This window comes from Luteimicrobium xylanilyticum (genome assembly GCF_009429125.1).
Taxonomy (GTDB): Bacteria; Actinomycetota; Actinomycetes; order Actinomycetales; family Cellulomonadaceae; genus Luteimicrobium; species Luteimicrobium xylanilyticum.
Window position 1 is genome coordinate 2,121,217 of record NZ_CP045529.1, and the last position, 25,576, is coordinate 2,146,792.

Here is a 25,576-nt window from a genome sequence, read left to right on the forward strand (position 1 = left end):
GGACGCAGGCTGGACAGCCGCGGCTATCCTACGCCGAGCGCACCCTCGCCCGAGGCGGGTGTCTGCGTCTCGAGAGGACGCAACGACGCAGGTGAGGCGTCGTCGAGCTCCGCGGTCTGGGGCAGGGCCGCGTGGCCCGCGAGGCGCAGGAGACGGACGTACCACCGCCGGCGACGACGCTGGGTCTGGTCGACGGCCTCGTTGTGGAAGCGCCGGGCGAGCTGGGCCCGGTACCAGGCGCCCGCGAGCTCGCCGAGCACGACCTCGCCGTCGGGCTCCTCGCACCAGCGGCGCACGTCCTCGGGGTCCTCGAGGACGGCGCGCAACGTCGCCGACAGGTCGCTCTCGGCACGCTCACGCTCGAGGTCGGGCAGCTCGCCGGCGCCGAGCACCCGGTAGGCCGCGGTCGCGACGAGCACCGAGCTGGCCGGGTCGAGCAGGCCGGACGACGCCAGATCCCGGGCCGCGGCGGCACGCCGGACGAGCTGAGCGTCCAGGGCCAGGCGCGACGCGTACACCTTGCGGTGCAGCCGATCGATGTGTGACGCGCCCGCCCAGGCGAGCCACAGCACCACGAACAGCACGAGGGCGCCCAGTACGGCGACGTCGCTCCACCTCATCGGGCACCGCCCTCACGCCGCGCGTCACCGACGAGCCGGGGCCACAGACCCGGGCGACCGTCGTGCAGCGCACCCGGGTCCTCGTGGACCCGCCCCGCGGCGGCGCGCGCGGCGAGGACCATGTCGTAGACCGCGAGCACCTGGCCCGTCACCGTCGACCAGTCGTACTGGCGCACCCACTCGTGCGCGTGCGCGACGAGCGCGGCCCGGCGGTCCGTGTCCTCGAGGACGGCCACCACCGCCCGCCCGAGCCCCTGGGGGTCCTCGACCGGGAACAGCACGCCCGCACGGCCGTCGTCGAGCACGCGGCGGAACGCCCCGAGGTCGCTCGCGACGACGCACGAGCCCGCGCTCATCGCCTCGACGAGGACGATCCCGAAGCTCTCGCCGCCGGTCTGGGGGGCGACGTACACGTCGGCCGACGACAGCAGCGCGGCCTTCTCCTCGTCCGAGATCCCGCCGAGGAACTCGAGCGCGGACGCGTGCGGACCCACCGCGGCGACGGCGTCCTCGCGCCCCTGCTCCCCTCGGCCCGCGACGAGGATCCGCGCGCCCGGGAAGCGCTCGAGAATCGTCGGGACGGCCTGCGCGAGGATCTGCAGGCCCTTGCGCGGCTCGTCGAGCCGGCCGAGGAACGCGACCGTCGGCGCCTCGGGCGTGCCGGTCCAGCGCGGATCGGTGGGGGCATCCTCGAACGCGTCGACGTACACGCCGTTGGGGATCACGACGGCGTCCCCGCCCAGGTGCTCGGTCAGCGTGCGCCGGGCGTCCTCGGAGACCGCGATGCGCGCCGACAGCTTCTCGAGGCTCTGCCGCACGAGCGGGTACGCGGCCTGCAGGGCACGGGACCGCACGACCGACGAGTGGAACGTCGCGACGATCGGCCCCTGCGCGAGCCACAGCGCCAGCATGCTGAGCGACGGCGTGGCCGGCTCGTGCAGGTGCAGGACGTCGAACTCCCCCGCCGCGAGCCAGCGACGCACGCGCGCCGCGGTCCGAGGGCCGAACGTCAACCGGGCGACCGAGCCGTTGTACGGCACGGGGACCGCCTTGCCCGCCGACGTGACGTAGTCCGGGATCGGGGTGTCGTCGTCGGCCGGAGCCAGGACCGAGACCTCGTGGCCGCGCGCCATGAGCGCCTCGGCGAGGTCACGCACGTGGAACTGCACGCCGCCTGGGGCGTCGAACGAGTACGGGCAGACGATCCCGACCCTCATCTGGTGCCTCCCTCGGCCGCGGACGCCTTCGCGACCGTCCGCGCGTAGCGGTCGGCGTCGAGGTCGGCGACGAACAGCTTCTGCAGCATGTGCCAGTCCTCGGGCCTGCGCCTGATCTCCGAGGCCAGGAAGTCGACCCACTGCTGGGTCCCCTGGGCGATGCGATCGCGCCGCGACAGGGCCGGGTCCGTCTCGACGAGCGGGCTGAACGTGGCCACGATCCCCCACGGCGTGCCCGCGGCCCGACGGCGCTCACCGTCGAGCCGCTCGTACGTCAGCGACGTCCCGAACAGCGGCGCGCCCGTCATGACCGACAGCGCCGCCGGCCCGGGCGCCACCCGCACCCGCTCCCCGAACATGTCCACCTCGACGCCCTGCGAGCTGAGGTCGCGGTCCGCGAGCAGCGGCACGAGCCGGCCGCCGTCCTGCGCGCCGCGCGCGAGCGACCGGAACACGCCGTCGTCCCCGAACGTGAGGATCGTCATGCCCAGCGACTCCCGGAAGGACAGGAACTCCTCGTAGACGCTCGGCGGCTCCAGCCGCTCCGCCACCGTGAGCACCGGCGCGAGGCTTCGCGTCCCCCACGCTCCGGCGAGGTCCCAGTTGCCCAGGTGCCCGAGGGCGAGGAGCACGGACCGCCCCTCGTCGAGGTAGGGCTGCACGACCTCACGGTTCGCGAGACGCATGCGCGCCTGGATCTGGTCCTGCGTCGCGCCGCTCAGCGTGAACGCCTCGCGGAAGTACCGCATGTACGAGCGCATGCCGGCCCGCGAGATCCGCCGCAGGTCGCGGCGCGAGAGGCCCGGGGTGACGCGTTCGAGGTTGCGCTCGAGCTGGTCGACCCCACCCTTGCGCAGCGCCCAGGAGACGTCGGCGACGGCCGTGAACACCCCGCGCAGCAGCGGCTCGGGAACCTTCGGTGCGACGCGCCACGCGGTCGCGTACAGCCTGCCTGCGTCGATCCCCATGCGGCGCGTCACGCTCCTTCGTCGGGCTCGGCGGATGCCGCGGGTCCAGCGACCTCCGCGGTCGCCGCCTCGGCGCGCGTCTGACGACGCACGGCCGCCATGCGCTGCACCACGGTGACCGCGCTGGCCGCGGCCAGCAGGTACAGCACGACGACGAGGACGACCTGCGGCAGGCCGAGCCCCACGAGCCCGGCCGCGGTGAGCGAGACGACGAGCCGTTCGCCGCGCTCGGCGATCCCGACGTTCGCGTCGTAGCCGAGCGACTCGGCCTTCGCGCGGGCGTAGGGCACGACGCCGCCGATCGCGAGGCAGGCCAGCGCCGCCACGGTGCCCCACATCGCCACCGACGGGTCCGCGTGCCGGACGAACCACACCGTCATCCCGAGGAAGATCGCGCCGTCGACGACGCGGTCGAGCGTCGAGTCGAGGAACGCACCCCAGGGTCCGACGCGGTTCGCGAGCCGCGCCATCGTGCCGTCGAGCGCGTCGGAGAGCGTGAGGATACCGATCACGATGCCCGCGGCCACGAGGTGTCCCGTCGGGTACAGCCACAGGGCCGCGACGACCGCACCGAGCGCCCCGACGATCGTGACGGCGTCGGGGCTGATGCCGTGGTCGAGCAGGAACTGGGCGACGGGCCGGAACAGGCGTCCGAACCCGGCGCGGAGCTTGCTGATCACTCGGTGTCCCCCTCCTGGGGCTCGGTCGGGGGCACCGGCTGCGCGGGCCATGCTGCGGCGAGGCGCGCCCGCGTGTCCGCGAGCAGCTCGGGCACGGCCTTGGTCTGCCCGACGATCGGCAGGAAGTTCGCGTCCCCGACCCACCGTGGCACGACGTGCTGGTGCAGGTGGGCGGCGATCCCTGCGCCCGCGGCGACCCCGAGGTTCGTCCCCAGGTTGAAGCCGCCGGGCCGGTAGACGGCCCGCAGCGTCTCGATCGCCGTCCGCGTCCACGCGGCAAGCTCGTCCTGCTCGTCGGCCGTGAGCTCCGCGTAGTCGGAGACGTGCCGGTACGGGACGAGCATGAGGTGCCCCGCGTTGTAGGGGTACAGGTTGAGGATCGCGAAGACGGTCCGGCCGCGCGCGACGATCAGCCCGTCCTCGTCGCTGCCCTGCTGGGCGCGGCAGAACGGGCACTGCTCGCTCGTCGCGTCGGCCGGCTTGTCCTGGCCGCCGATGTACACCATGCGGTGCGGCGTCCACAGTCGTTGGAAGCCGTCGGGGTCGCCCGGGTGCGCGTCGAGGTCGTCGACGCGCCGCGCGTCGTCGGAGGTGCTCACGCGTCAGACCTGCGCGTGGTCGCGGACGGCGGCGACTATCCGCTGGACGGCCTCGGCGACCGGCACACCGTTCTCCTGGTGCCCGTCGCGGTAGCGGAACGACACGGCGCCCGCCTCCGCGTCCTCGCCGCCGGCGATGAGCACGAACGGCACCTTCTGCGTGCTCGCGGTGCGGATCTTCTTGGCGAAGCGGTCGGACGAGTCGTCGAGCTCGGCGCGGATCCCCTGCGCCTTGAGCTGCGCGACGACGTCCGCGAGGTAGTCGTTGAACGGCTCGGCGACCGGCACGGCCACGACCTGGACGGGCGACAGCCACGCCGGGAAGGCACCCGCGTAGTGCTCGACCAGGATCCCGAAGAACCGCTCGATCGAGCCGAACAGCGCACGGTGGATCATGACGGGCCGCTTGCGGGTACCGTCCGACGCGGTGTACTCGAGCTCGAACAGCTCCGGCTCGAAGAAGTCGAGCTGGATGGTCGAGAGCTGCCAGGTGCGGCCGATCGCGTCCTTGACCTGGACGGAGATCTTCGGCCCGTAGAACGCCGCGCCCCCCGGGTCCGCGACGAGGTCGAGGCCCGACGCCGTCGCGACCTCACGCAGAGTCTCGGTGGCGACCTCCCAGGTCGCGTCGTCGCCGACGGACTTCTCGGGGTCACGCGTCGAGAGCTCGAGGTAGAAGTCGTTCAGGCCGTAGTCGCGCAGCAGGTCCAGGACGAACGTCAGCAGGGACGCGAGCTCGTCGCGCATCTGCTCGAGGGTCGTGTAGATGTGCGCGTCGTCCTGGGTGAAGCCACGGGCACGGGTCAGGCCGTGCACGACGCCGGACTTCTCGTACCGGTAGACCGTCCCGAACTCGAACAGCCGCAGCGGCAGCTCCCGGTACGAGCGACCGCGCGAGCGGAAGACGAGGTTGTGCATCGGGCAGTTCATGGGCTTGAGGTAGTAGTCCTGCCCCGCGCGCTTGACGTTGCCCTCGTCGTCGACCTCCTCGTCGAGGTGCATGGGCGGGTACATCCCGTCCTTGTACCACTCGAGGTGCTTCGAGGTCTCGAAGAGGTTGGCCTTGGTGATGTGGGGGGTGCTCACGAACGAGTAGCCGGCCTCGATGTGCCGCTTGCGCGAGTACTCCTCCATCTCCATCCGGATCATCGCGCCCTTGGGGTGGAAGACCGGGAGCCCGGACCCGATCTCGTCCGGGAACGAGAACAGGTCGAGCTCGTTGCCGAGCCGGCGGTGGTCGCGACGCTCCGCCTCGGCGAGGCGCTCGGTGTAGGCGACGAGCTCGTCCTTGCTGGGCCAGGTGGTGCCGTAGACGCGCTGGAGCTGCGGGTTCTTCTCGCTCCCCCGCCAGTACGCGGCCGCGGTGCGCATGAGCTTGAACGCGTTCGGGACGATCGAGCGGGTGCTCGGCACGTGCGGACCCCGGCACAGGTCCTTCCACGCGACGGTCCCGTCACGGCGGACGTTGTCGTAGATGGTGAGCTCACCCTCGCCGACCTCCGCGGACGCGCCCTCGGCCGCGGCCGCGGTCGCCTCGCCCCTGCCCTTGAGCTCGATGAGCTCGAGCTTGAACGGCTCGGTCGCGAGCTCCTCCCGGGCCTCGTCGTCGGTCACGACACGGCGGCGGAAGGTCTGGCCCTCCTTGATGATCCGCTGCATCGCCTTCTCGAGGGCCTTGAGGTCCTCGGGCGTGAACGGGGTCTCGACGTCGAAGTCGTAGTAGAAGCCGTCGGTGACGGGCGGACCGATGCCGAGCTTCGCATCGGGGTTGACCTGCTGCACCGCCTGCGCCAGCACGTGCGCCGTCGAGTGCCGCAGCACAGCGAGGCCGTCGGGCTCGGAGACGGTCACGGCCTCGATCACGTCGCCGTCCGCGACGGCGGCTGCCAGGTCCTTGAGGGACCCGTTGACGCGCTGCACGACGACGTCCCTACGGTCCCCGAACAGGTCCAGGCCGGTCGTGCCCGTCGTGACCTCGCGCTGCTCCCCGTCGACGGTGATGGTCAGCTGCGACTCGGGCACGGAGGTCACGTCAGGTCTCCTCTAGGGATCGGGGGGCCGCCGCCTGCTGGCAGCGACCCCCCGATGGTACCGACTGACCACGTCCCGCGGCCGACGGCTTTCCGCGTCTCAGTCGTTGAGCTTCTTGGCCTGCTCGGCGGCCTTGTCGACGAACGAGTCGATCGAGTCGGGCGTGAGGCCCTTGATCTTCTCCGCCGCGTCCTCGATCCGGTCGTCGGTCGCGAACTCCTTGGCCTTGTCGAGCAGCCCCTCGAGACCCTCCTTGGCCTTGGCCGCCGCGTCCTCGAGGCCCGCCTTCGCCTCGTCTCCGGCACCCTGCGCCGGTGCCGCCTGGTCGTCGATCCCCATGTCACCCTCCCGCTGCGCGTCGTGGGCGTACACCACGCCCGCTCCGACGCTACCGACGACGACGGGCCGCGCAACCGCGGGCCTCGCGCGGCTAGGCTCACGCCATGGCGAAGCGAGTCACGGCGGCGGACGTCGCGCGCTCCCTCGGCGTCTCCCGCGCCACGGTCGGCTTCGTCCTCAACGACACCCCTGGCCAGACCATCTCCGAGCCGACGCGGCGGCGCGTGCTCGCGGAGGCCGCCCGGCTGGGCTACCGGCCGCACTCGGCCGCGCGGACGCTCGCGAGCGGTCGGAGCCACATCGTCCTCGTCCTGCTCCCGGACTGGCCGGTGGAGCACAGCATGCGGGCTCACCTCGACGAGGCCTCCCTGGTCCTCGACCGGGCCGGCTACTCGATGGTGACGACGACGCCGCACCCCGGCGGCCAGGCCGTCCCCCTCTGGCAGAGCCTCGCCCCGGAGGTGGTGCTCGCGCTCACCGAGCTCCGGGACGACGAGTACGAGGCCGTCCGCGCGTCGGGTGCCGCGACCCTCGTCCCGGGCCGTGACGCCACCGGCCTCGAGCAGGAGCTCGCCTTCACCGAGGGTCCGCGGGTCCAGGTCGAGCACCTGCTCGACACCGGCCGGCGCCGGATCGCCTACGCGGGCAGCGCCGACCCCCGGCTCGCCGGTCTCGACGCCCAGCGCCACGCGCTCGCCTCGCAGACCCACCTCGCCCTGCGGGGCGAACCGCTCGCCGCGCGGGCCGTCGTCACCGAGGAGTCGGTCGCCGCGACCGTCGCCGGGTGGTCCGCCGACGGGATCGACGGCGTGGTGGCGTACAACGACGACGTCGCGGCGCTCGTCCTGGGCGCCGCCCTGAGGCAGCACCTCGACGTGCCGGGGAGCCTCGCCGTCGTCGGGCACGACGACACGCCCCTCGCCCGTCTGCTGGTCCCCCCTTTGTCGAGCGTGCGCGTCGACACGGTCGGTCTCGGCCGGTTCCTCGCGGAGCTCGCGCTGAGCCGCGTGACCGACGGCCCGGCTCCGGCCGTCGGCCCGGAGGCGCACGCCGAGCTCGTCCGGCGCGAGACCAGCTGACCTCTGATTGCCCTGGCGGCGGACCGTCGCGTATTGTCAGGTAGCGCGCGCTAGTTCATTCCTGGACGATGGAGACGACGGAGTTCCCGCATGACCCCGACCGGCAAGCCCCTCGCCCCCGTCTCGCCCCCGACGGAGCCACCACCCGACGTCGCCGTGCCGACCGAACGGGTCGGCCGCGGCTTCCTCGTGCTCTACGGGCTCGCGAACTTCGGCCTCTACCTGACCGTGATGATGCCGGCGCTCTTCAGCCTGCCGTACAAGGTCGGGCTGGTGGCCCCGCACGACAAGGTGTCCGTGCTCGGGACCGTCGCCACCGCCGGCGCCGTCGTCGGGCTCGTCACCGGGCCGGTCGCAGGCGCGCTCTCCGACCGCACCCGGACCCGCTTCGGCCGGCGGCGGCCGTGGTTCGTCGGAGGCATCCTCGTGCTCGCGGCCGGTTCGACGATCGTCGCGCTCGCCGACTCCGTCACCGGGATCGTCCTCGTCCCCGTGCTCGCGCTCGCCGTCACCGGCGGACTGTTCCTGTTCCTGCTCCCGGAGCCGCTGGTCGAGCTCCCCGCCCAGTCGATCGCCCGGACCTTCCGCGAGCTCGTCTTCGATCCCCGCCGCTATCCCGACTTCTCGCTGCTGTGGGTCAGCAAGCTCTTCATGCAGACCGCGCTCGCCTTCCTGTCGACCTACCAGCTCTACTTCCTGCTGGACCGGCTCGGGTTCACGGCCGAGGAGGCCGGCGCGAAGCTCAGCATCGCCGGGGGTGTCGGGATCGTCGTCACCATGACGTTCGCCGTCGTCTCCGGGACGCTGTCGGACCGGCTCAAGCGGCGCAAGATCTTCGTCCTCGGGTCGGCCGTGCTCGCCGCGACCGGGCTCGCACTGATGGCCGTCTGCGACGGATATGCCCTGTTCTTCGTCGCCGTCATGTTCATCCTCGGCGCCGCCGGGATGTTCGGCTCGGTCGACGTCGCTCTCGCCAGCGACCTGGTCCCCGACCGGGCACAGGCGGGCCGGTGGATGACGACCTACAACATGTCCGCCACCCTGTCGACGGCGGTCGGCCCCCTCCTCGGTGCGGCCCTGCTCGCGATCGGGTCCGCCGACAGCACCAACTACACGGCCCTGTTCCTCGCCGGAGCCGTCTTCTCGCTCGTGGCCGGCCTCCTGGTCACCTTCATCAAGGAAGCCCGATGACCGCCGACACCGCCCGCGCAGGACGCCGCACCGACGCCCTCCTGCACGCCCTGACGCTCCAGGAGAAGGCACGCCTCCTCGAAGGGAGCGGCTCCTGGGGGACGCACGCCGTGGAACGGCTCGGGATCCGCAGCCTCTTCCTGACCGACGGCCCCCACGGCGTCCGCAAGGTGCGCGAGGCGGACGGCGCGTTCGGGGTGGGCGACAACCTGCCGTCGACGGCGTTCCCACCCGCCGTGACCGTCGCCAGCACCTGGGACCCCGCCTACGCCGAGGGCCTCGGGACCGCGATCGGGCACGAGGCCGCCGACCTCGACGTCGACGTCCTGCTCGCACCCGGGGTCAACATCAAGCGCAACCCGCTGTGCGGCCGAAACTTCGAGTACTACGCGGAAGACCCGCTGCTCTCCGGAGCGCTCGGCGCCGCGTTCGTGCGCGGCCTGCAGAGCCAGGGCGTCGCCGCGTCGGTCAAGCACTTCGCCGCGAACTCGAACGAGGACTTCCGCTTCGTCGGCGACAGCCTCGTCGACGAGCGCGCCCTGCGCGAGATCTACCTCTCCCAGTTCGAACGGGTCGTGCGCGAGGGCCGCCCCGCGACGGTGATGTCCGCCTACAACGCCGTCAACGGCGTCTTCAGCTCCGAGAACCGGGAGCTCCTCACCGACATCCTGCGCGACGAGTGGGGCTTCGACGGCCTCGTCGTCACCGACTGGGGCGCCACCCACGACCGGGTCGCCGGCCTCCGGGCCGGCTGCGAGCTCGACATGCCCGGCGACACCCCGCACAACCGGGCCGCGATCCTCGACGCGGTCCGGAGCGGGGCCCTGTCCCAGGACGAGCTGGACCGCGCCGTGCTGCGGATGCTCGCGCTCGTCGAGCGCTGCGACCGCGCCGACAGGCCCACCACCCCGCACGACCCGGCCGCGCACGCCGCGCTCGCGTGCGAGGTCGCGACCGCGGGCGCCGTGCTGCTCGCCAACGACGGGACGCTGCCGCTGGACCCCGGAGCCGACCTCGTCGTCGTGGGCGAGCTCTTCGAGCGGATGCGCTTCCAGGGCGCCGGCTCCTCGCTCATCAACCCGACGGACCTCGTGACCCCGAAGGACGCCTTCGACGCGCGAGGCGTCCGCTACCGGTACGCGCGCGGGTACCGCGCCCTCGACACCACGCCCGACGCCGCCCTCGAACGTGAGGCGCTCGCGGCCGCGCAGGGCGGCGCGACGGTCCTCTTCTTCGGCGGGCTCGGCGACCTCGAGGAGAGCGAGGGCTTCGACCGCACGACCATGGCGATGAGCGACGCGCAGACCGCGCTGCTCACCAGGCTCCTGGACCAGGGGGCGCGCGTCGTCGTCGTGCTCTTCGCGGGCTCCCCGGTCGAGCTGCCCTTCGCGGACCGCGTGGCGGGCATCCTCGACATGCACCTGCCCGGCCAGCGCGGCGGCGAGGCCGCCGCACGCCTGCTCTTCGGTGAGGCCGACCCGTCCGGGAGGCTCGCAGAGAGCTGGCCCCTGACCGCCGCCGACGCGAGCTCCGCGGCCGACTTCGACCGCGGGCGCCGAGCCCGCTACCTCGAGTCGGTCTACGTCGGCTACCGGTACCACGACGCGGCCGGGACCGTGCTGCGGTACCCGTTCGGGCACGGCCTGTCCTACACGCGCTTCGCCCACCGCGACCTCGTCGTCACCGAGGACGACGGCGTCGTCGTGGTCACGGGCGTCGTGGAGAACGTCGGTGACCGGGACGGCACCGAGGTCGTGCAGGTGTACGTCGTGAACAACCGGGGCAAGGTGTTCAAGCCGGCGAAGGAGCTGCGGGGCTTCGCCCGCGTGGCCGTCCCCGCCGGTGCGAGCGCGCCGTTCCGGGTCACGTTCCCGCTGCAGGACCTCGCCTACTGGGACGTCGCCGAGCACGGCTGGGTGCTCGAGAACGGCGACTACGAGGTCGCCGTGGCTGCGTCTGCGGCCGACGTCCGGCTCCGTGCACCGCTCGTCGTCACCTCCGGGCGCGACTCGCGCTCGCCCTACCCCGCGGCCGTGGACGCCGAGTACGCCCGCCCGCCCCGAGGCGTGCCCGCGAGCTTTCCCGCGCTGCTCGGCCGCGACGTGCCGCAGGAGCGCCGGACGAACCGGCTCACCACCGAGACCCGGCTGATCGACGCCCGACGCTCCTTCGTGGGAGCGATCATGCTGCGCGCCGTGTCGGCCCGGGTCCGCAAGGAGTACCGCAGGGCGCTCGCGCTGCCGGACGGCCCGGAACGCGACGCGCAGGTGAAGAACGCCCACTTCATCCTCCGGATGATGCCGTTCCAGTCGCTCCGCAGCATGGCGATGTCCTCGGCCGGTGCGCTCCCCGCCCACGTGGCGGAGGGCATCGCGCAGATCGCAGCGTGCCACCCCCTGCGGGGGCTGCGCACGATCGCGAGGGAAGGCGCCGCATGAGGATCCGCACGCTCACCACGGACTCCGTGCCCGCCGGGCTCCTCACCGACGAGCCGCCGCGGATCGGCTTCGCCCTGTCCTCCGACGCGCCCGGCGAGGCGCTCGCGTCGGCGACCGTCACGGTCGGCGACTGGTCCGTCGAGACCCGGGACCAGGTCGCGACCGTCTACACGGGTCCGCTCGCCCCCCGCACCGAGTACCCCGTCCACGTCCGAGCGACCGGCACCAGCGGCGAGACCGCCGAGGCGAGCACGACCTTCCGCACCGGCCGGCTGGGCCTCCCCTGGACCGCCCGCTGGATCACCGACGGCACCTATCGCACGCCCCGCAAGCAGTCCCCCGTCCCGATGGCGTTCCGGCGGCGGTTCCGCGTCCGGCCCGGCCTGCGCCGCGCGTGGGTCGAGTGCACCGCGCTCGGCGTCTACGAGCTCGCGCTCGACGGCGCGAAGGTCGGCGAGGACCACTTCGCCCCCGGCTTCACGTCCTACCACCACCAGCTCCAGTACCAGACCTACGACCTCGACGTCGCCGGGCTGACCGCCGGGACCCACACCGTCCTGGCGACGGTCGCCGGCGGCTGGGCGGTCGGGTCGTTCACGCACCGGCGCAAGAACAAGACCTACGCGCCCCGGCAGGCGCTCCTCGCCGAGCTCCACCTCGTGTACGACGACGGCACCGAGGTCGTCGCGACCGGCCCCGACTGGGAGGTGAGCACCGACGGCCCGTACCGTGCGGCCGAGTGGTACGACGGCGAGACCTTCGACGCCCGGGTGCGCGAGGAGGACCAGACCTGGCGGCCCGTGAGCGTCACGAAGCCGTCGGGGGCGCCGGTGCTGTCGGCCCGGTACGGGCCGGCGGTGCGCGTCCAGGACACGCTGCGCCCGGTGTCCCGCACGGTCGCGCCGAGCGGGGAGCTCGTCTACGACTTCGGGCAGAACTTCGCCGGGGTGGTACGGGCCCGTCTGCGAGGCGAAGAGGGCCAGGTGGTGGTCTTCCGGCACGCCGAGGTCCTCGTGGACGACGAGCTCTTCGTGACGTCGCTGCGGACCGCGCGGGCGACCGCCACCTACACGTGCGTCGAGGGCGCGCAGGAGTACTCGCCGCGCCTGACCTACATGGGCTTCCGGTACGTCGGCGTCTCCGGCGTCGCCCCCGAGGACCTCGAGCTCGAGGCGCTCGTGCTGCACTCCGACCTGCCGGAGACCGGGACGTTCCGCTGCTCCGACCCGCTCGTCGACCGCCTGCAGGAAGCGATCCGCTGGGGCGGCCGGTCCAACTTCGTCGACATCCCCACGGACTGCCCGCAGCGTGACGAACGCGAGGGTTGGACGGGCGACTACGCCGTCTTCGCCCCCACCGCGTCCTTCAACTTCGACATGAGCAGGTTCCTGCGCAAGTGGCTGCGGGACGTCGGTGCCGAGCAGGGACGGGGCGGTGGGATCCCGATGGTGGTGCCGAAGGCCGGCACGCCCTTCCCGGCCATGGCCACCGCGTGCTGGGGCGACGTCTGCGTCCTGGCACCGTGGGCGGAGTACCTCGCGCGTGGTGACGTCGGGCTCCTGCGCGAGCAGTACCCGACCATGCGTCGGTTCCTCGGGGCAGCGGCCTGGTGGTCGCGCCTGCTGTCCGTCCGCCCCGACCGACGACAGGTGTGGCGGTTCCCGTTCCACTTCGGCGACTGGACCGCGCCCGGCGTCGGCGTCAAGGAGTGGCTGCACCGGGGCCGCTGGGTGGCCACGGCCTACCACGCGAACTCGTGCGCGATCGCCGCGCGCGTCGCCGACCTGCTGGGCGAGGCCGACGACGCGCGGGCGTTCCGCGAGCGGCGGGACAGCATCGTGCGCGCGTACCGCAACGTGTTCACCGACGGCTCGGGCACGCTCCACGAGGAGTTCCAGACGGGCTACGTCCTGCCGCTCGCGTTCGGCATGACCGACGGCGCCGAGACCCGGACCATGGCCGACAACCTGGTCCGCCTCGTCGACGACGCGGACGGCCACCTCGCCACCGGGTTCCCCGGCACGCCCCACCTGCTGTTCGCGCTCTCCGACAACGGCCGGGTCGACGAGGCGTTCGCGCTCCTGCTCGAACGGACCTGCCCGTCGTGGCTGTACATGATCGAGTCGGGCGGGACCACGATCTGGGAGCGCTGGGACGCGCTCAGGCCCGACGGCACCGTGAACGTCGCGGACCTCTCGGGCGGGTCCGACGACGACTCCGGCGGCGGCATGGTCTCGTTCAACCACTACGCGGCGGGAGCCGTCGGGGAGTGGCTGTACCGCCGCGTCGCCGGGATCGAGCCGGTCGAGGGCGGGTACCGGACCTTCCGGGTCGCGCCGCTGCTGGGCGGCGGGATGACCTTCGCCGAAGCGACCGTCGAGACCCCGTACGGCCGTGCGGCCTCGTCCTGGACGCTGACCGGCGCGGAGTTCCGCCTCCGGGTCGAGGTGCCGGTCTCGACGACGTGCCGGGCCGAGCTGCCCGACGGGACCACGGTCGACCTCGCCAGCGGGACCCACGAGCTCGCCTGCCGGGTCCCTGCCCCGGCCTCCACCCGTACCGCCTCCGTTCCCCCTGCCTCCTGACCCGAGAGGAACCACCGTGCCGCACACCACCCGACGCCGCGTCCTGCTCACCGGCGCGACCGGCAACTGGGGTCGGGCGACGCTCCGCGAGCTGCGCCGCCGCGACACCGTGGACGTCGTCGCTCTTGCGATGCCGACGCCGACGGACCGCGCCGTCCTCGCCGAGTTCGACGACATGCCCGCTCTCAGCGTCGTCTGGGGCGACCTGACGCGGTACGACGACGTCGCGCGCGCCGTGCGGGACGTCGACGTCGTCCTGCACGTCGGGGCGGTCGTCTCCCCCGCTGCCGACGTGAACCCGCGGCTCGCCTGGCGGGTCAACCTCGGTTCGATCCAGAACATCGTCCGCGCGGTCAAGGCGCTGCCCGACCCCGGACGCGTCGCCGTCGTGGGCGTCGGATCGGTGGCCGAGACGGGCGACCGGCAGGCGCCGCACCACTGGGGCCGCGTCGGCGACCCGCTCCGCGTGTCGTGGTTCGACGAGTACGGGCAGACGAAGGTCGCCGCCGAGAAGCTCCTCGTCGAGTCCGGCCTACCGCGCTGGGCGTGGCTCCGGCAGACCGGGATCTTCCACCCGGGGATGCTCGAGATCCGCGACCCGATCATGACCCACTCGCCGTTCGCCGGCGTCATGGAGTGGGTCTCCGACGAGGACTCGGCCAGGCTGCTCGCCGGCATCGCGGAAGGCGCGCCCGACGAGCTCTGGCAGGGGATCTACGACGTCGGCGGCGGTGAGGGCTGGCGCCTGACCAACTGGGAGCTGCAGACCGCGATCGGCTCGGCCATGGGCGTGGAGGACATCCGTGCGTGGTACGAGCGGCGGTGGTTCGCGCTGAAGAACTTCCACGGCCAGTGGTACACCGACTCGGACCGGCTCCACGAGCTCGTCCCGTTCCGTAACGACACCTTCGCCGACGCGATGGCGCGCGCCCTCGCGGCCGCGCCGCCGTCGGTCCGCAACGCGGGGCGGGTCCCCGCATGGATCGTGAAGAACCTCGTGATGCGCCCGCTGGCCCACCGCGAACGCGGGACGATGCACGCGGTCCGGCACCGCTCGCGGGACGAGGTGGCGGCGCACTTCGGCTCCGTCGCCGACTGGGAGCGGATCGGGGGGTGGGACGGCTTCGAGCCGCCCTCACCCTCCCGCGTACCCACGACCCTCGACCACGGCTACGACGAGTCGCTCCCGCCGGCGCGGTGGGACGCGCCCCTCTACGCCGAGGCCGCGCAGTTCCGCGGCGGCGAGCTCCTCAGCCAGGACGCCGTCCCCGGCGCGGTCGGCCGGCCGCTCGTGTGGCGTTGCGGGCTCGGGCACGTGTTCGCCGGCAGCCCGCGCCTCGTGCTGCCCGGCGGTCACTGGTGCCCCGAGTGCGTGCGCGACACCGCCGGGTACGGCGCCCAGGCCGAGCACAACCACTTCCTCGCGCAGCTCGAGGGCGCCGGCGACCGCGTCGGCGTCTGACCGGGTCGGGCCCGGCAGCGAGGCGGTCGCCGGCTGCGCTGCTCAGTCCTCGTGGTGGTCGTGATCGTGGTGGTCGTGATCGCCGTGATCGTGGTCGCTGATCGGGACGACGACGCGGTCCCGCATCTCCTCCGCGTGCTCGCGGTCGGCCACGACGGCCTGGTAGGAGTTGGTGCGCCCGCGCTTCCAGTAGCCACCGATGTCCGACTGCTTCCGGCCGATCCCGTGCGCACGGGCCCACCGCCGCACGGGCTTGACGCACCCGGCCTCGGCGAAGGCCCAGACGTAGGTCCAGACGTCGTCGGGCAGGTCGATCCTCTCGGCGAAGTCGCCGAGCAGCGTCGTCGTGCCCGGCTCGGCGCCGTCCCGCGACAGCCAGGTGACCGTGAACCCGTCGGGGACCCGAAGGTCCTGCCGCTCGGCGTCGTCGTGGATCTCGATCGCCGCGACGCCCCGGGCGTCGGACGGAAGCTCCTCGAGCCAGCGCGCGAGGGCCGGGAGCCCGGTCTCGTCGGCGAGCAGCACGAGCAAGCCGAACTCGGGCCCGACGACGATCCCCGGTCGCGGTCCGGCGACCCACAGCCGGTCGCCCGGCTCGGCCCCCTGCGCCCAGTCGGCGGCGAGGCCCCCGGGGTGCACGACGAAGTCGAGGTCGACCTCGCGGGCCACCGGGTCGTACCGGCGCACCGAGTACTCGCGGGTGGGAGGGAAGGGCTCGGGCCACTCGAGGTGGTCCTCGCCCTCCTCCTGCCAGGGGTGCCGCACGACGTCGCTGCCGGGGTCGGGGAAGACGAGCTTGCAGTGCTCGTCCGGCAGGTGGGACTCGAAGCCCGCGAGCTCGTCCCCGCCCAGCGTCACGCGGACCATGCGCGGCGTGACGTGGGAACGGCGCAGCACCGTGAGCTGCCGGATCCGGGTCGGGAAGTGGTTGAAGGACGCCTCGGGCTGGGGGCCGCGGTCCGTGGTCGCCTCGGTCATCGTCCCGGTCCCGCTCATGCGTCCGCCGCGAGCTTCTCCGCTGCGGCCTGCAGGTCGGCGACCTGCTTCTCCGCGGCGTCGAACGTGTACACGATCCCCGACGTCAGCGGGAAGACGTGGCCCGCCTCCGCCGCGGGGAGCCGCTTGAACGACGCGCTGTCGAGCACGGCCTGGACGTCGGTGGGCACGGTGCCGTCGAGGTTCACCTCGTAGAAGATGGCGTCCTGGTCGGCGAGGTCGGGCAGGTTCTCGGCGGCGAGCTCGGTGACGTACCGCTCGGGAGCCTTGGTGTAGGTCGGGTTGTAACCGAAGCCGGCTGCGGAGATCCGGCGGTAGGAGAGGGACTTCGACGTCTCGACCCAGATCGTGCCCTGCGACGAGGAGAAGTCGGTGACCTGGAGCGCGCCGAGCGTGTCGCCGTAGGTCTTCTTGAGGTCGGCGAGCTCGGCGTCGATCTTCTTCTCGCGCGCGTCGTAGTCCGTGCTCCGGCCGACGACGTCGGCCAGCGCGGTGTAGTTGTCCCAGACGTCGGTGGGCTCGGCGATCTTGAGCACGACGGTCGGGGCGACCTTCGACAGCTCGTCGTAGTCGATCTTCAGGCCCCCGTTGTCCATCCCGACGATGAGGTCGGGCTTCGCGGCGATGACCTTCTCCAGGTCCACGCCTTCGAAGGTGCCGACCGTCGGGAGGTCCTTGACCTTGGCGAACGTGTCCGACCCGAGCTCGGTCTCGAGCATCTCCCCTTCGAGCGTCGCCACCGGGACGACGCCCATGTCGGCGAGCTCGGAGCCGGTGCGCCACAGCGCGACGACCCGCTTCGGGTGCTCGGGGACCTCCACGGTCGTGCCGGTGAAGGTCGACTTCACGGCGTGCGTGGCGGCACCCGTCGAGCCGGAGGAGCTCGTGGCGTCGGACGAGCCGCTGCACGCGGCGAGGGTCGTGGCGAGCGCGGCCGCGGAGAGGGCGGCGGCAGCACGGGACGGCGAGAGGCGCATGCGGAAGACACTTTCGATCGGTCGGAACTTAGGCGCGCCTAACCTACCTTAGGATACCCTTCATGCCGCAAGTCCCTCGCGCCCGCGGACGGACCGTCGTCGTGCTCGCGTCGCTCGCCGCCCTCGTCGTCGCCGCGACGCTGCTCAGCCTCGCTGTCGGAGCCCGGTCCATCCCCCTGCCCGACGTCCTGCACGCCCTGACGGGCGGTCACGCCACGGACGACGCGGTCGTCGTGACGAGCCAACGGCTCCCCCGGACCCTCGTGGCGCTCGGGGCGGGCGCCGCCCTGGGTGCGGCAGGCGCGCTCATGCAGGGCCACGTGCGCAACCCGCTCGCCGACCCCGGCCTGTTCGGCGTCAACGCCGGCGCCGCGCTGGGGGTCGCCGTCCTCGTCTTCGTCCTCGGCGTCGACGCCCCCGGCGCAGTCGTCGCGGCCGCGCTCGTCGGCGCGGCCGCCGCCGCCAGCGTGCTCTTCGTCCTCGGCCTCCGTTCCCTGCAGGGCGGGGCGGTCGTGCTGCTGGCCGTCCTGGGCACGTCGCTCGCCGCGTTCCTGGGCGCCATCACCTCGAGCTTCGTCCTGCTCGACCGCCAGACCCTCGACGTGATGCGCTTCTGGCAGGTGGGCTCGGTCGCCGGGCGCGACACGTCGGCTGCCGCGCTCGTGCTCCCCCTCGTCGTGTGCGGCCTGGTCCTCGCGCTCGCCAACGGCTTCTCCCTGCGCAGCCTGGGCCTCGGCGAAGACGTCGCCCGGACCCTCGGCACGCGCGTCGTGCGCGCACGCGTCGTCGGGATCGGCGCGGTCACGCTGCTCGCGGGGGCCGCGACCGCCGTCTGCGGCCCCATCAGCTTCGTGGGACTCGTCGCCCCGCACCTGGCCCGGCGGCTCACCGGGCACGACTACGCCGCCCTCGTGCCCGCCGCCGCGCTCGCCGGTGCGGCGGTGCTCCTCCTCGCCGACACGGCCGGCCGCATCGTCGCCCCGCCGGGCGAGCTCCAGGCCGGGATCGTGATGGCGGTGATCGGCGCGCCGATCCTGCTCGCCGTCGCGCGCCGACGCCGGGTCGTGGCACTGTGACGGGCCTGACGCTCGGACCGGTCGGGCTGCGGGTCCGACGGCGCGCCGTCGTCGCCTCGCTCGCCCTGCTGCTCGTCGTCGTCGGGCTCGGCGCCCTCGGCCTGCTCACCGGGCCGCTCGGGCTGCCCGTCGACCGGGTCCTCGACGCGCTCGTCGGGTCCGGCAGCCCCCTGGACCAGCTCGTCGTGACACAGCGCACGGACCGCCTGCTGGGCGCGCTCCTCGTGGGTGCCGCGCTCGGCGCTGCGGGTGCGCTCACCCAGTCGATCACCCGGAACCCCGTCGCGAGCCCCGACGTGCTCGGCGTCACCGCAGGGGCCAGCGCGTTCGCGGTCGCCGCGTCCGTGCGCCCCGACGACGTGCAGGCGCTGCTCGGGCTGCCCGCACAGTCGGCCGCCGTCGTCGGCACGCTCGTCGGCGGGATCGTGACCGCAGCGGTCGTCCTGCTGCTCGCCCATCGCGGCGGCTTCGACGGCTACCGCCTCGTCCTCGTGGGCCTCGCCGTCAACGCGCTCGCCCTCGCGGTCGTGGCGTGGCTGCTCACGCGTGCGGAGTCCGAGGACGCCGCGGTCGCCACCCGCTGGCTCGTGGGGTCCCTCGACGGCGTGGACCACGGCCTGCTCCTGCCCTTCGGTCTGCTCGTCGGGGTCTGCCTCGTGACCTGCCTCGTGCTCGCCGACCGGCTCGGCGCGATGCGGCTCGGGCCTGACGTCGCGAGCACCCTCGGCGCGACGTCGGGCGCCACGGTCCCGGCAGCCCTGGCCGTCAGCGTCCTGCTCGCAGCGGGCGCGACGGCGGTGGCCGGCCCGATCTCCCTGGTCGCCTTCGCAGCCCCGCAGGTCGCGCTCCGGCTGCTCGGCACCGCCGGCCCCACGCCGCTCGCCGGCGCCCTCACGGGGGCCGCGCTGCTCCTCGCCGCCGACACGGCCGCCCAGGCGCTCCCCGTCGCCCTGCCGGTGGGCATCGTGACGTCCGTCCTCGGCGCCCCGTTCCTGCTCTTCCTCGTCGCCCGATCGCTCCGGAGGACCCGTGGCTGACCACCCCCGCACCACCACGCTGCACGAGCCGGCCGCCGCCCCGACTCCGGCCGCCGCTCCCGCCCTCCGAGCCCGCGGGCTCACCGCGGGCTACGAGGGGCGGATCGTGCTCGAGAAGCTCGATCTCGACGTCGAGGCGGGCCGGATCACCACCGTGCTCGGACCCAACGGCTGCGGGAAGTCGACGCTCCTGCGCACCCTCGGCAGGCTCGTCCGCCCACGCGAGGGGACCGTCGAGCTGCTCGGTCGGCCGCTGCCCGCGCTGCGCCCCCGGGAGCTGGCCCGCCGGCTCGCACTGCTCCCCCAGTCGCCGGTCGCGCCCGAGGGCATGACCGTCGGCGACCTCGCGGAGCGCGGCAGGCAGCCGCACCGGCCGTGGTACCGGCCGTGGTCGCCGGAAGACGCGGCGATCGCGACCGAGGCGATGACCTCGACCGGCGTCGCCGACCTGGCGTCGCGACCGCTCGACGAGCTGTCCGGCGGTCAGCGCCAGCGGGCGTGGATCGCGATGACCCTCGCCCAGCAGCCGGACGTGCTCCTCCTCGACGAGCCCACGACCCACCTCGACCTCGCGCACGCCGTCGACGTCCTCGACCTCGTCGTCCGGCTGCGGTCGCAGGGCATCACCGTCGTGACCGTCCTGCACGACCTCAGCCTCGCAGCCCGCTACAGCGACACCGTCGTCGTGCTGCAGGACGGCCGGGTCCGAGCGCAGGGCCCGCCCGCCGACGTCCTCGACGCCGGCCTGCTCCGCGAGGTGTTCGGGCTGGACGCGCGCGTCTACCCGGACCCCGTCGACGGGCGACCGACGGTCGTCCCCGTGGGACACGCCTGACACGGCGTCGCGGTGCCCGCAAGGCCCCTTGCGAGGATCACGGTCGGCCGACGGCCCCGGCGCGGCCGGCGCTGTCGACGCGCGTGCCCTCGGGTGGTGTCGGGACGTCGAGCGCGGTGGTGCGGACGGCCGGCCGCACGGATGCCTCCTCGTAGATCGCGAGGCGCCGTCGCGCGAGCTCGGAGAACATCGGCAGGCCGTCGACCTCTCCCCCGTGGACGAGCCGGGTCAGGACCTGGCTCTCGAGGTGGTCGAGCTCGGCGAGCCGGCGTCGATCCGTCGCGTCGAGCTTCTTGTACACCTGAGCGAGCGTCACCGTCTGCGTCACCTTCACGTACCTCCACGAGCCCGAGCCGGTCGTGGACAGCCTGCCCGCCCCACCTGGGACGAACCTCAGAGCTCGCAGGCCGCGCATCATGACAGCGCACGACGGGGCGCAGCTCGCGGACACGAAAGAGGCGCTCCCTCGATCGAGAAAGCGCCTCTGACGTGCGGTGATGCTGGTGGGCGATACTGGGTTCGAACCAGTGACCTCTTCGGTGTGAACGAAGCGCGCTACCACTGCGCCAATCGCCCGGATCACACGCTGGATCTCACCGGCAGGACCGGTGCACCAGGTGCGCGCTCAAGAATAGCGGCTCGGGCGCGTGGTGCGAAACCGACACCCTCACGGATCGACGTGCTGCGCCCGACGGCGCACGAAGAGCTCCGCCGCGCGTTCGCCGAGCGGCCCGGCGGCGACGTCGACGCCGTCGAGGCGGACCACCGGCGTCACGTTCCGCACGCTGCCGGTGACGAGCAGGTGCGCACGGCCCGCCGTGACGTCGTCGAGCACGGAGAACGCGAGCTCGCCGGGGTCCGCCTCCCGGACGGGCAGACCCTCGGCCGCACCCCACTCGAGCAGGAGCTCACGGGTGATACCGGCGAGGCAGCCGCTGCTGAGCGGCGGCGTGACGAGCTCTCCCCCGCGCTCGACGAACACGTTGGCGCCCGTGCCCTCGCACAGCTCGCCGACCGTGTTCGCGAGCAGCGCCTCGTCCGCCCCGCGCTCGACCGCGTGCGCGAGCGCGACGACGTTCTCCGCGTACGACGTGGTCTTGAGCCCCGCGACCGCGGAACGCTCGTTGCGCACCCACGGCGACCGCACGACCGACGACGTCAGGTGGTGCAGCCCCGGCGACGCCGCGACGACGACCGTCTGCGCGCCGGGCGTCCGCCCCGACCCGAGGGGTCCGCGCCCCGCGGTGACGGTGATCCGCAGCCGCGCCGCGTCCGGCCCGGCGGCCCTCAGGACCTGTCCGACGGCGTCACGCACGAGGGCCTCGTCCGGCGCGTCGAGGCCGAGCCCGGCCGCGGAGCGCGCGAGCCGACGCAGGTGCCGCGTCAGCGCGAACGCCTGCCCGTCCTGCACGCCGCAGGTCTCGAAGACCCCGTCGCCGACCGTCAGCCCGTGGTCGAGCGCACCGATCGTCGCCACCTCCGGGTCGACGAGCCTCCCGTCCACCCACACCGTCGCCGTCATCCGTCCTCCTCGTCCGTCCTGCCCGACGACGCCAGCGCCACCAGGCGTCGCGCCTTCAGCTCCGTCTCGGCCCACTCGTGGTCGGGGTCCGAGCCCCACGTGATGCCGGCGCCCGTGCCGAACCGGAGCACGCCGCCGGACCACCAGAACGTCCGGATCCCGACGGCCAGCTCGGCGCGCCCGCGCGCCGGGTCCACCCAGCCGACCGCGCCGCAGTAGGGTCCGCGCGGCACGGGTTCGAGCCTACGGATCGCCCGGAGCGCGGACGACTTCGGCGCGCCGGAGACCGACGCCGGAGGGAACGTGGCCGCCAGGACGTCGGCCCAACCGATGCCGGGACGCAGCCGCCCGGCGACGCGCGAGACCAGGTGCACCAGCCCGGGGTGCTCCTCCTCGGCGAGCAGGTCCATCACCTCCACGCTGCCGGGCAGGCAGACCCGCTGCAGGTCGTTGCGCACGAGGTCGGTGATCATGACGTTCTCGGCGCGGTCCTTGGCGGTCAACCCACCCGCACGCGCGGCGGTCCCCTTGATGGGTCCCGACGTGAGCACGCCGTCCCGCAGCGAGAGGAACAGCTCCGGCGAGGCGGTGACGACCCACACCGGGTCCATGCCGCAACCGGCCGGCACGTGCACGTACCCGCCGTACGGGGCCGGGTTGCCCGTCCCGAGGACGTCCGCCAGCGCCTGTGCGTCCGGCTCGTCGCCCGCTCCGGCGCCCAACGGCGCCTCGAGCACCCGGCAGACGTTGACCTGGTAGACCTCACCGGCGCGGATCTCGGCCCGGACGGCGCGCACGGCGTCCCGGTAGGCGCCGCCACCGAGCGAGGTGCGCCACGCGTCGGGTGCGGGGCCCACCCAGGCCGGAACGCCGTCGTCGGGCGCAGGCCGGGTCCCGGCCTCCCGGAAGCGCCAGGCTCGCCCGCCCCCCTCGAACGGCACGACGACGAACCACGGGCCGCCGCGGTCGAGCGCGGCCGGGTGCTCGGCGAGGTCGAGGCACTCCACCGCGTCGCGGGCGCTCAGCCCGGCGAAGGCGGCGCTCCCTCGGCCCTCACGGCTGTCATCGGTCACGGCGCCACCGTAGCGACGACCGACCACGGGGATTGCGAGACGTCCAGGATCCGCACGATTCCGTGGCTCGGGGGCCTCGCGCCGTTCACCTGCGGACACGTGGCGGGGCCGGTTTGGCTCCGGGCCCCAAAGTCGTCTAGAGTTCTGAACGCGCCGAGAGGCCGGGGGAAATCCCCGGAACTCACGCAGCGTGCGGACGTGGCTCAGTTGGTAGAGCATCACCTTGCCAAGGTGAGGGTCGCGGGTTCGAGTCCCGTCGTCCGCTCGGAGGAACGAATCCTCGTGGCTCCAGGGCCTGTGGGTACGAGTCTCAAGGTGGAGTGGCCGAGAGGCGAGGCAGCGGCCTGCAAAGCCGTATACACGGGTTCGAATCCCGTCTCCACCTCGCAGCAATCGGATGCTCCGCATCCCTGGGCGATTGGCGCAGCGGTAGCGCGCTTCCCTGACACGGAAGAGGTCACTGGTTCGATCCCAGTATCGCCCACCAGCTTCATCACGAGAGGCGCTTCCCGGTACCGGGAGGCGCCTCTCGTGTTTCCCCGGGGCCGGCGGCGGTGCGGTCGGCGTGGGGACCGCGTCACAGGTCGTGCGCGGGGCGCGTCAGGTGGGCGACAGGTCCACCGACGAGCGGAGACGGACCATGACCCGCCCGCAACAGACCCCGACGGGTTCGAGCTCAGCACGTCGCCTACGCTCCAGCCCTGAGCCGACTGGGGCGCTCAGGCCACGACGAGCGACATCGTCGCGAGGACCTCCGGGTCAGCGACGAGCTCGATCTCCCGCACCCGACCGGCCGCGACCTGGAACGCGAACACGACCTTGACCTGGTCGCCCACGACCCACGCGAGGCCGGGCTCGCCGTCGACCCAGGTGAGCCTGGCCCCACGTGCTCCCCCGCGGAAGCGCGCCGCTATGGCACCCGCGCCGTCGTACACCGGGCGTGCGCCCATCCGCTGGCCGGCCCCGTCCGCCCACATGACGACGTCCGGCGCGAGCAGGTCGAGCAGCGCCCCCAGCTCACCGCCGTGCGCGGCCGCGAGGAACGCGTCGACGACCTCCCTGCTCTCGCTGCGCGCCTTCCGCTCCGCGACGGGCTCCGGTGCGCCGCGCAGCTTGCGCCGGGCACGACTCGCGAGCTGACGGACCGCGGTCTGCGACCGACCGAGGAACCCGCTGATCTCGTCGAAGGGGTAGCCGAACACGTCGTGGAGGACGAAGGCAGCCCGCTCAGCGGGAGCCAGGGCGTCGAGCACGAGCTGCATCGCGCCGCCCACCTGCTCGGCGAGCAGCGCGTCGGCCTCGGGATCGACGCGCGCCGCCTCAGCGACCGACTTCCGCCCCGCGGCGCCCTCGGCCGCGGCACGCGTCTGCCGACGACGTAGCCGGTCGAGGCACAACCGCGTGACGACGGTCGTCAACCAGGCGGGCGGGTCGTCGACTCCCTCTGCCTGGTCGAGGCGCAACCACGCCTCCTGGACCACGTCGTCCGCCTCGGCGCTCGCTCCGAGGATCCTGGCCGCGACGGCGGTCAGCCGCGTCCGCTCGGTCTCGAACCCGGTCACGTTCATCTCGTTCACAGTGCCCTGACGCACGCCGGCACCGCAATGTGACGCGAGAGCCGCTATTCGCCGGGCGCGACCGTCCAGCGGCCGTTCGTCTGGACGGACAGCACGCCGGGTGTGGTGATCTTCAGCTTCTCGGTGAAGGCGTGGTCGTCACCGAAGAGGTAGGGCCTGTCCTTGCCTGCCTGGAAGTAGCGCGCGACGAGGTGGTCGTCCTCGCCTGCGGGCTTCCAGGTGAAGGTCGACCGTGTCGCCTTGTCGGCGAGCCAGATGACCGCCGGTCCGGTACCGCTCTGCTTGCCGGTGCGCGGCTCGAGCGTGTTCCAGCTCGAGATCCGGACCGTCCACGGCCCCGTGGCCTCGATCCACACGGTCTGGCGGTCGCTCGTGTCCTTCAGCGGGTCCATCAGGAACGACCCGCTGAGCGGCTCGGACGACTCACCCCACGGTGAGCCGCGGCCCGGGCCGGTGACAGTCGTCGCACCCGAGCACCGGCCGCAGTCCAGCGTGACGACGGCCGCGAAGTCGCCCTTCCGGACGTAGGTGACGGCCGCGCGGCCGGAACCCGAGGCACGAGCCGCCGTGCGGTCCGTCACCGTCCCGGCGGGGATCTTCGTCGTGGGTGCGACGTCGCCGGGCGTGGAGGACGACGTCGGGCGGGCGGCCGCAGCCGGCGACGTGGTGACGGACGTGCGGGCCGACGGCGAGACCCCCACGACCGGTACCGTGCCGCTCGCCGTCGTGACGGCGGGGCCACCGGAGTACTCCGTGGCGGAGCAGGCCGCGCACGCCGCGGTCATGACCACGACGGCGGCGAGCGCGACGAGCGAGCGGGGGGCACGGGGGGACGCGATGGTGGTCCGGCGCATGCGCCCCAGGGTGTCACGACGCGTGCCCGGCCGGCCCGCACGTCCCGTACCCTCGGCGTGTGACCACGCCCCCCGTTCCCCCGACGACGCACGACGACGCGCCGGTGGGCGTCTCCCCCGCCATGCGCCAGGCCAAGCAGGAGGCACAGGCGGCTCACGTCACCATCGGGACCGCCGTCGAGCACGCGGACGGCCGGATCACGATCGGCTGCTCGTGCGGGATGACCCTCACCAACGGGCCGACCTGGTCGCTCGACGAGCACATCCGGCTGCACCGGGCCGAGGCACGGTACGCCGCGCTCAGCAGCGCGGCCCCGGCCGGCATGCCGCGCCTGATCCCTGTCGGTGCTGACCGTCTGCCCACCCGCACGCCCTGACATCGGGTCCGCCCCGGTCCCGCCGCTGGGAACGACGAGCGGG

General features: G+C 73.4%; 23 protein-coding genes and 4 tRNA genes. 12 read left to right on the forward strand and 15 right to left on the reverse strand.

Annotated elements, in window-relative coordinates; genetic code table 11:
- Positions 1-23: 23 nt before the first annotated feature.
- The 7 genes from KDY119_RS09460 to KDY119_RS09490 all read right to left on the reverse strand — a co-directional run bounded on the left by KDY119_RS09460 (position 24) and on the right by KDY119_RS09490 (position 6,490).
- Positions 24-620 (reverse strand): hypothetical protein, encoded by a 597-nt coding sequence (locus KDY119_RS09460; protein ID WP_051136537.1) that lies wholly within the window; start codon positions 618-620, stop codon positions 24-26.
- Entirely contained in the window at positions 617-1,837 is a 1,221-nt protein-coding gene (locus tag KDY119_RS09465; protein WP_036950067.1) for a glycosyltransferase family 4 protein, read from the reverse strand. The genes KDY119_RS09460 and KDY119_RS09465 overlap by 4 nt, the downstream gene beginning before the upstream one ends.
- The gene (locus KDY119_RS09470; protein ID WP_153022718.1) at positions 1,834-2,805 is read right to left on the reverse strand and encodes a phosphatidylinositol mannoside acyltransferase; all 972 of its coding nucleotides are present in this window, start codon (positions 2,803-2,805) and stop codon (positions 1,834-1,836) included. The genes KDY119_RS09465 and KDY119_RS09470 overlap by 4 nt, the downstream gene beginning before the upstream one ends.
- An 8-nt stretch (positions 2,806-2,813) precedes the next feature.
- Positions 2,814-3,485 (reverse strand): phosphatidylinositol phosphate synthase, encoded by a 672-nt coding sequence (gene pgsA / locus KDY119_RS09475; RefSeq protein WP_036950905.1) that lies wholly within the window; start codon positions 3,483-3,485, stop codon positions 2,814-2,816.
- On the reverse strand, positions 3,482-4,084 hold the full coding sequence (locus KDY119_RS09480; protein ID WP_051136536.1) for an HIT family protein: 603 nt from the start codon (positions 4,082-4,084) through the stop codon (positions 3,482-3,484). The genes pgsA and KDY119_RS09480 overlap by 4 nt, the downstream gene beginning before the upstream one ends.
- 3 nt (positions 4,085-4,087) lie before the next feature.
- A complete protein-coding gene (gene thrS / locus KDY119_RS09485) occupies positions 4,088-6,106 on the reverse strand; it encodes a threonine--tRNA ligase (protein ID WP_036950901.1) in 2,019 nt (672 codons plus the stop codon).
- 108 nt (positions 6,107-6,214) lie between these two features.
- A complete protein-coding gene (locus KDY119_RS09490; RefSeq protein WP_036950065.1) occupies positions 6,215-6,490 on the reverse strand; it encodes a hypothetical protein in 276 nt (91 codons plus the stop codon).
- 68 nt (positions 6,491-6,558) lie between these two features.
- Between KDY119_RS09490 and KDY119_RS09495 the strand changes: the two genes are divergently transcribed.
- The 5 genes from KDY119_RS09495 to KDY119_RS09515 all read left to right on the forward strand — a co-directional run bounded on the left by KDY119_RS09495 (position 6,559) and on the right by KDY119_RS09515 (position 15,209).
- Positions 6,559-7,533 carry a LacI family DNA-binding transcriptional regulator gene (locus tag KDY119_RS09495; protein WP_153022244.1) on the forward strand — a complete coding sequence of 325 codons (975 nt, stop codon included), beginning with the start codon at positions 6,559-6,561 and terminating at the stop codon, positions 7,531-7,533.
- Between the two features lie 90 nt (positions 7,534-7,623).
- Positions 7,624-8,724 carry an MFS transporter gene (locus KDY119_RS09500; RefSeq protein ID WP_036950060.1) on the forward strand — a complete coding sequence of 367 codons (1,101 nt, stop codon included), beginning with the start codon at positions 7,624-7,626 and terminating at the stop codon, positions 8,722-8,724.
- Positions 8,721-11,162 (forward strand): glycoside hydrolase family 3 N-terminal domain-containing protein, encoded by a 2,442-nt coding sequence (locus KDY119_RS09505; RefSeq protein ID WP_153022245.1) that lies wholly within the window; start codon positions 8,721-8,723, stop codon positions 11,160-11,162. Before KDY119_RS09500 ends, KDY119_RS09505 begins: the two co-directional genes overlap by 4 nt.
- The gene (locus KDY119_RS09510; protein ID WP_051136534.1) at positions 11,159-13,747 is read left to right on the forward strand and encodes an alpha-L-rhamnosidase; all 2,589 of its coding nucleotides are present in this window, start codon (positions 11,159-11,161) and stop codon (positions 13,745-13,747) included. Before KDY119_RS09505 ends, KDY119_RS09510 begins: the two co-directional genes overlap by 4 nt.
- 16 nt (positions 13,748-13,763) lie before the next feature.
- Complete coding sequence (locus KDY119_RS09515; RefSeq protein WP_036950059.1) at positions 13,764-15,209, forward strand: NAD-dependent epimerase/dehydratase family protein; 1,446 nt, start codon at positions 13,764-13,766, stop codon at positions 15,207-15,209.
- A gap of 42 nt (positions 15,210-15,251) precedes the next feature.
- Here the strand turns inward: KDY119_RS09515 and KDY119_RS09520 are convergent, their stop codons facing one another.
- Together KDY119_RS09520 and KDY119_RS09525 are read right to left on the reverse strand one after the other, a co-directional pair.
- Positions 15,252-16,205, reverse strand: coding sequence for a siderophore-interacting protein (locus KDY119_RS09520; RefSeq protein WP_051136532.1), 954 nt, complete (start codon positions 16,203-16,205; stop codon positions 15,252-15,254).
- The gene (locus KDY119_RS09525; RefSeq protein ID WP_036950057.1) at positions 16,202-17,182 is read right to left on the reverse strand and encodes an ABC transporter substrate-binding protein; all 981 of its coding nucleotides are present in this window, start codon (positions 17,180-17,182) and stop codon (positions 16,202-16,204) included. Before KDY119_RS09525 ends, KDY119_RS09520 begins: the two co-directional genes overlap by 4 nt.
- A gap of 62 nt (positions 17,183-17,244) precedes the next feature.
- Here KDY119_RS09525 and KDY119_RS09530 point away from each other — a divergent pair, with 62 nt between their 5' ends.
- The 3 genes from KDY119_RS09530 to KDY119_RS09540 are packed head-to-tail and all read left to right on the forward strand — an operon-like array spanning position 17,245 to position 20,130.
- Positions 17,245-18,258 (forward strand): FecCD family ABC transporter permease, encoded by a 1,014-nt coding sequence (locus KDY119_RS09530; protein ID WP_036950055.1) that lies wholly within the window; start codon positions 17,245-17,247, stop codon positions 18,256-18,258.
- On the forward strand, positions 18,255-19,295 hold the full coding sequence (locus KDY119_RS09535) for a FecCD family ABC transporter permease (RefSeq protein WP_227994278.1): 1,041 nt from the start codon (positions 18,255-18,257) through the stop codon (positions 19,293-19,295). The genes KDY119_RS09530 and KDY119_RS09535 overlap by 4 nt, the downstream gene beginning before the upstream one ends.
- A complete protein-coding gene (locus KDY119_RS09540; protein WP_227994279.1) occupies positions 19,288-20,130 on the forward strand; it encodes an ABC transporter ATP-binding protein in 843 nt (280 codons plus the stop codon). The genes KDY119_RS09535 and KDY119_RS09540 overlap by 8 nt, the downstream gene beginning before the upstream one ends.
- Before the next feature lie 37 nt (positions 20,131-20,167).
- Here the strand turns inward: KDY119_RS09540 and KDY119_RS09545 are convergent, their stop codons facing one another.
- From KDY119_RS09545 to KDY119_RS09560, 4 genes are all read right to left on the reverse strand, one after another.
- Positions 20,168-20,458: a hypothetical protein gene (locus KDY119_RS09545; RefSeq protein WP_153022246.1), complete on the reverse strand. Its 291-nt coding sequence runs from the start codon at positions 20,456-20,458 to the stop codon at positions 20,168-20,170.
- 173 nt (positions 20,459-20,631) lie between these two features.
- Positions 20,632-20,706, reverse strand: a tRNA-Val gene (locus KDY119_RS09550).
- 91 nt (positions 20,707-20,797) lie between these two features.
- Positions 20,798-21,652 carry an aminotransferase class IV gene (locus tag KDY119_RS09555; protein WP_036950050.1) on the reverse strand — a complete coding sequence of 285 codons (855 nt, stop codon included), beginning with the start codon at positions 21,650-21,652 and terminating at the stop codon, positions 20,798-20,800.
- Positions 21,649-22,725 carry a chorismate-binding protein gene (locus KDY119_RS09560; protein ID WP_194174157.1) on the reverse strand — a complete coding sequence of 359 codons (1,077 nt, stop codon included), beginning with the start codon at positions 22,723-22,725 and terminating at the stop codon, positions 21,649-21,651. The genes KDY119_RS09555 and KDY119_RS09560 overlap by 4 nt, the downstream gene beginning before the upstream one ends.
- Before the next feature lie 192 nt (positions 22,726-22,917).
- On the opposite strand from KDY119_RS09560, the gene KDY119_RS09565 reads away from it, so the two are divergent.
- The 3 genes from KDY119_RS09565 (at position 22,918) to KDY119_RS09575 (ending at position 23,212) form a co-directional block, all read left to right on the forward strand.
- Positions 22,918-22,990: transfer RNA gene (locus KDY119_RS09565), tRNA-Gly, on the forward strand.
- A gap of 49 nt (positions 22,991-23,039) precedes the next feature.
- Positions 23,040-23,110, forward strand: a tRNA-Cys gene (locus tag KDY119_RS09570).
- Positions 23,111-23,137: 27 nt separating this feature from the next.
- A tRNA-Val gene (locus KDY119_RS09575) sits at positions 23,138-23,212 on the forward strand.
- A 232-nt stretch (positions 23,213-23,444) separates the two neighbouring features.
- On the opposite strand, the gene KDY119_RS09580 is transcribed toward KDY119_RS09575, so the two are convergent.
- Positions 23,445-24,293 carry a sigma-70 family RNA polymerase sigma factor gene (locus KDY119_RS09580; RefSeq protein ID WP_036950048.1) on the reverse strand — a complete coding sequence of 283 codons (849 nt, stop codon included), beginning with the start codon at positions 24,291-24,293 and terminating at the stop codon, positions 23,445-23,447.
- A gap of 53 nt (positions 24,294-24,346) precedes the next feature.
- Positions 24,347-25,156, reverse strand: a complete 810-nt coding sequence (locus tag KDY119_RS09585; protein ID WP_036950045.1) for a hypothetical protein — start codon at positions 25,154-25,156, stop codon at positions 24,347-24,349.
- A 59-nt stretch (positions 25,157-25,215) separates the two neighbouring features.
- On the opposite strand from KDY119_RS09585, the gene KDY119_RS09590 reads away from it, so the two are divergent.
- A complete protein-coding gene (locus KDY119_RS09590) occupies positions 25,216-25,533 on the forward strand; it encodes a hypothetical protein (protein WP_036950043.1) in 318 nt (105 codons plus the stop codon).
- Positions 25,534-25,576: the final 43 nt, after the last annotated feature.

Coding starts and splice junctions, on each gene's coding strand:
- KDY119_RS09460 (WP_051136537.1), bottom strand. CDS start 620: ATGAGGTGGAGCGACGTCGCCGTACTGGGCGCCCTCGTGCTGTTCGTG.
- KDY119_RS09465 (WP_036950067.1), bottom strand. CDS start 1,837: ATGAGGGTCGGGATCGTCTGCCCGTACTCGTTCGACGCCCCAGGCGGC.
- KDY119_RS09470 (WP_153022718.1), bottom strand. CDS start 2,805: ATGGGGATCGACGCAGGCAGGCTGTACGCGACCGCGTGGCGCGTCGCA.
- KDY119_RS09495 (WP_153022244.1), top strand. CDS start 6,559: ATGGCGAAGCGAGTCACGGCGGCGGACGTCGCGCGCTCCCTCGGCGTC.
- KDY119_RS09500 (WP_036950060.1), top strand. CDS start 7,624: ATGACCCCGACCGGCAAGCCCCTCGCCCCCGTCTCGCCCCCGACGGAG.
- KDY119_RS09505 (WP_153022245.1), top strand. CDS start 8,721: ATGACCGCCGACACCGCCCGCGCAGGACGCCGCACCGACGCCCTCCTG.
- KDY119_RS09510 (WP_051136534.1), top strand. CDS start 11,159: ATGAGGATCCGCACGCTCACCACGGACTCCGTGCCCGCCGGGCTCCTC.
- KDY119_RS09520 (WP_051136532.1), bottom strand. CDS start 16,205: ATGAGCGGGACCGGGACGATGACCGAGGCGACCACGGACCGCGGCCCC.
- KDY119_RS09525 (WP_036950057.1), bottom strand. CDS start 17,182: ATGCGCCTCTCGCCGTCCCGTGCTGCCGCCGCCCTCTCCGCGGCCGCG.
- KDY119_RS09530 (WP_036950055.1), top strand. CDS start 17,245: ATGCCGCAAGTCCCTCGCGCCCGCGGACGGACCGTCGTCGTGCTCGCG.
- KDY119_RS09555 (WP_036950050.1), bottom strand. CDS start 21,652: ATGACGGCGACGGTGTGGGTGGACGGGAGGCTCGTCGACCCGGAGGTG.
- KDY119_RS09580 (WP_036950048.1), bottom strand. CDS start 24,293: ATGAACGTGACCGGGTTCGAGACCGAGCGGACGCGGCTGACCGCCGTC.
- KDY119_RS09585 (WP_036950045.1), bottom strand. CDS start 25,156: ATGCGCCGGACCACCATCGCGTCCCCCCGTGCCCCCCGCTCGCTCGTC.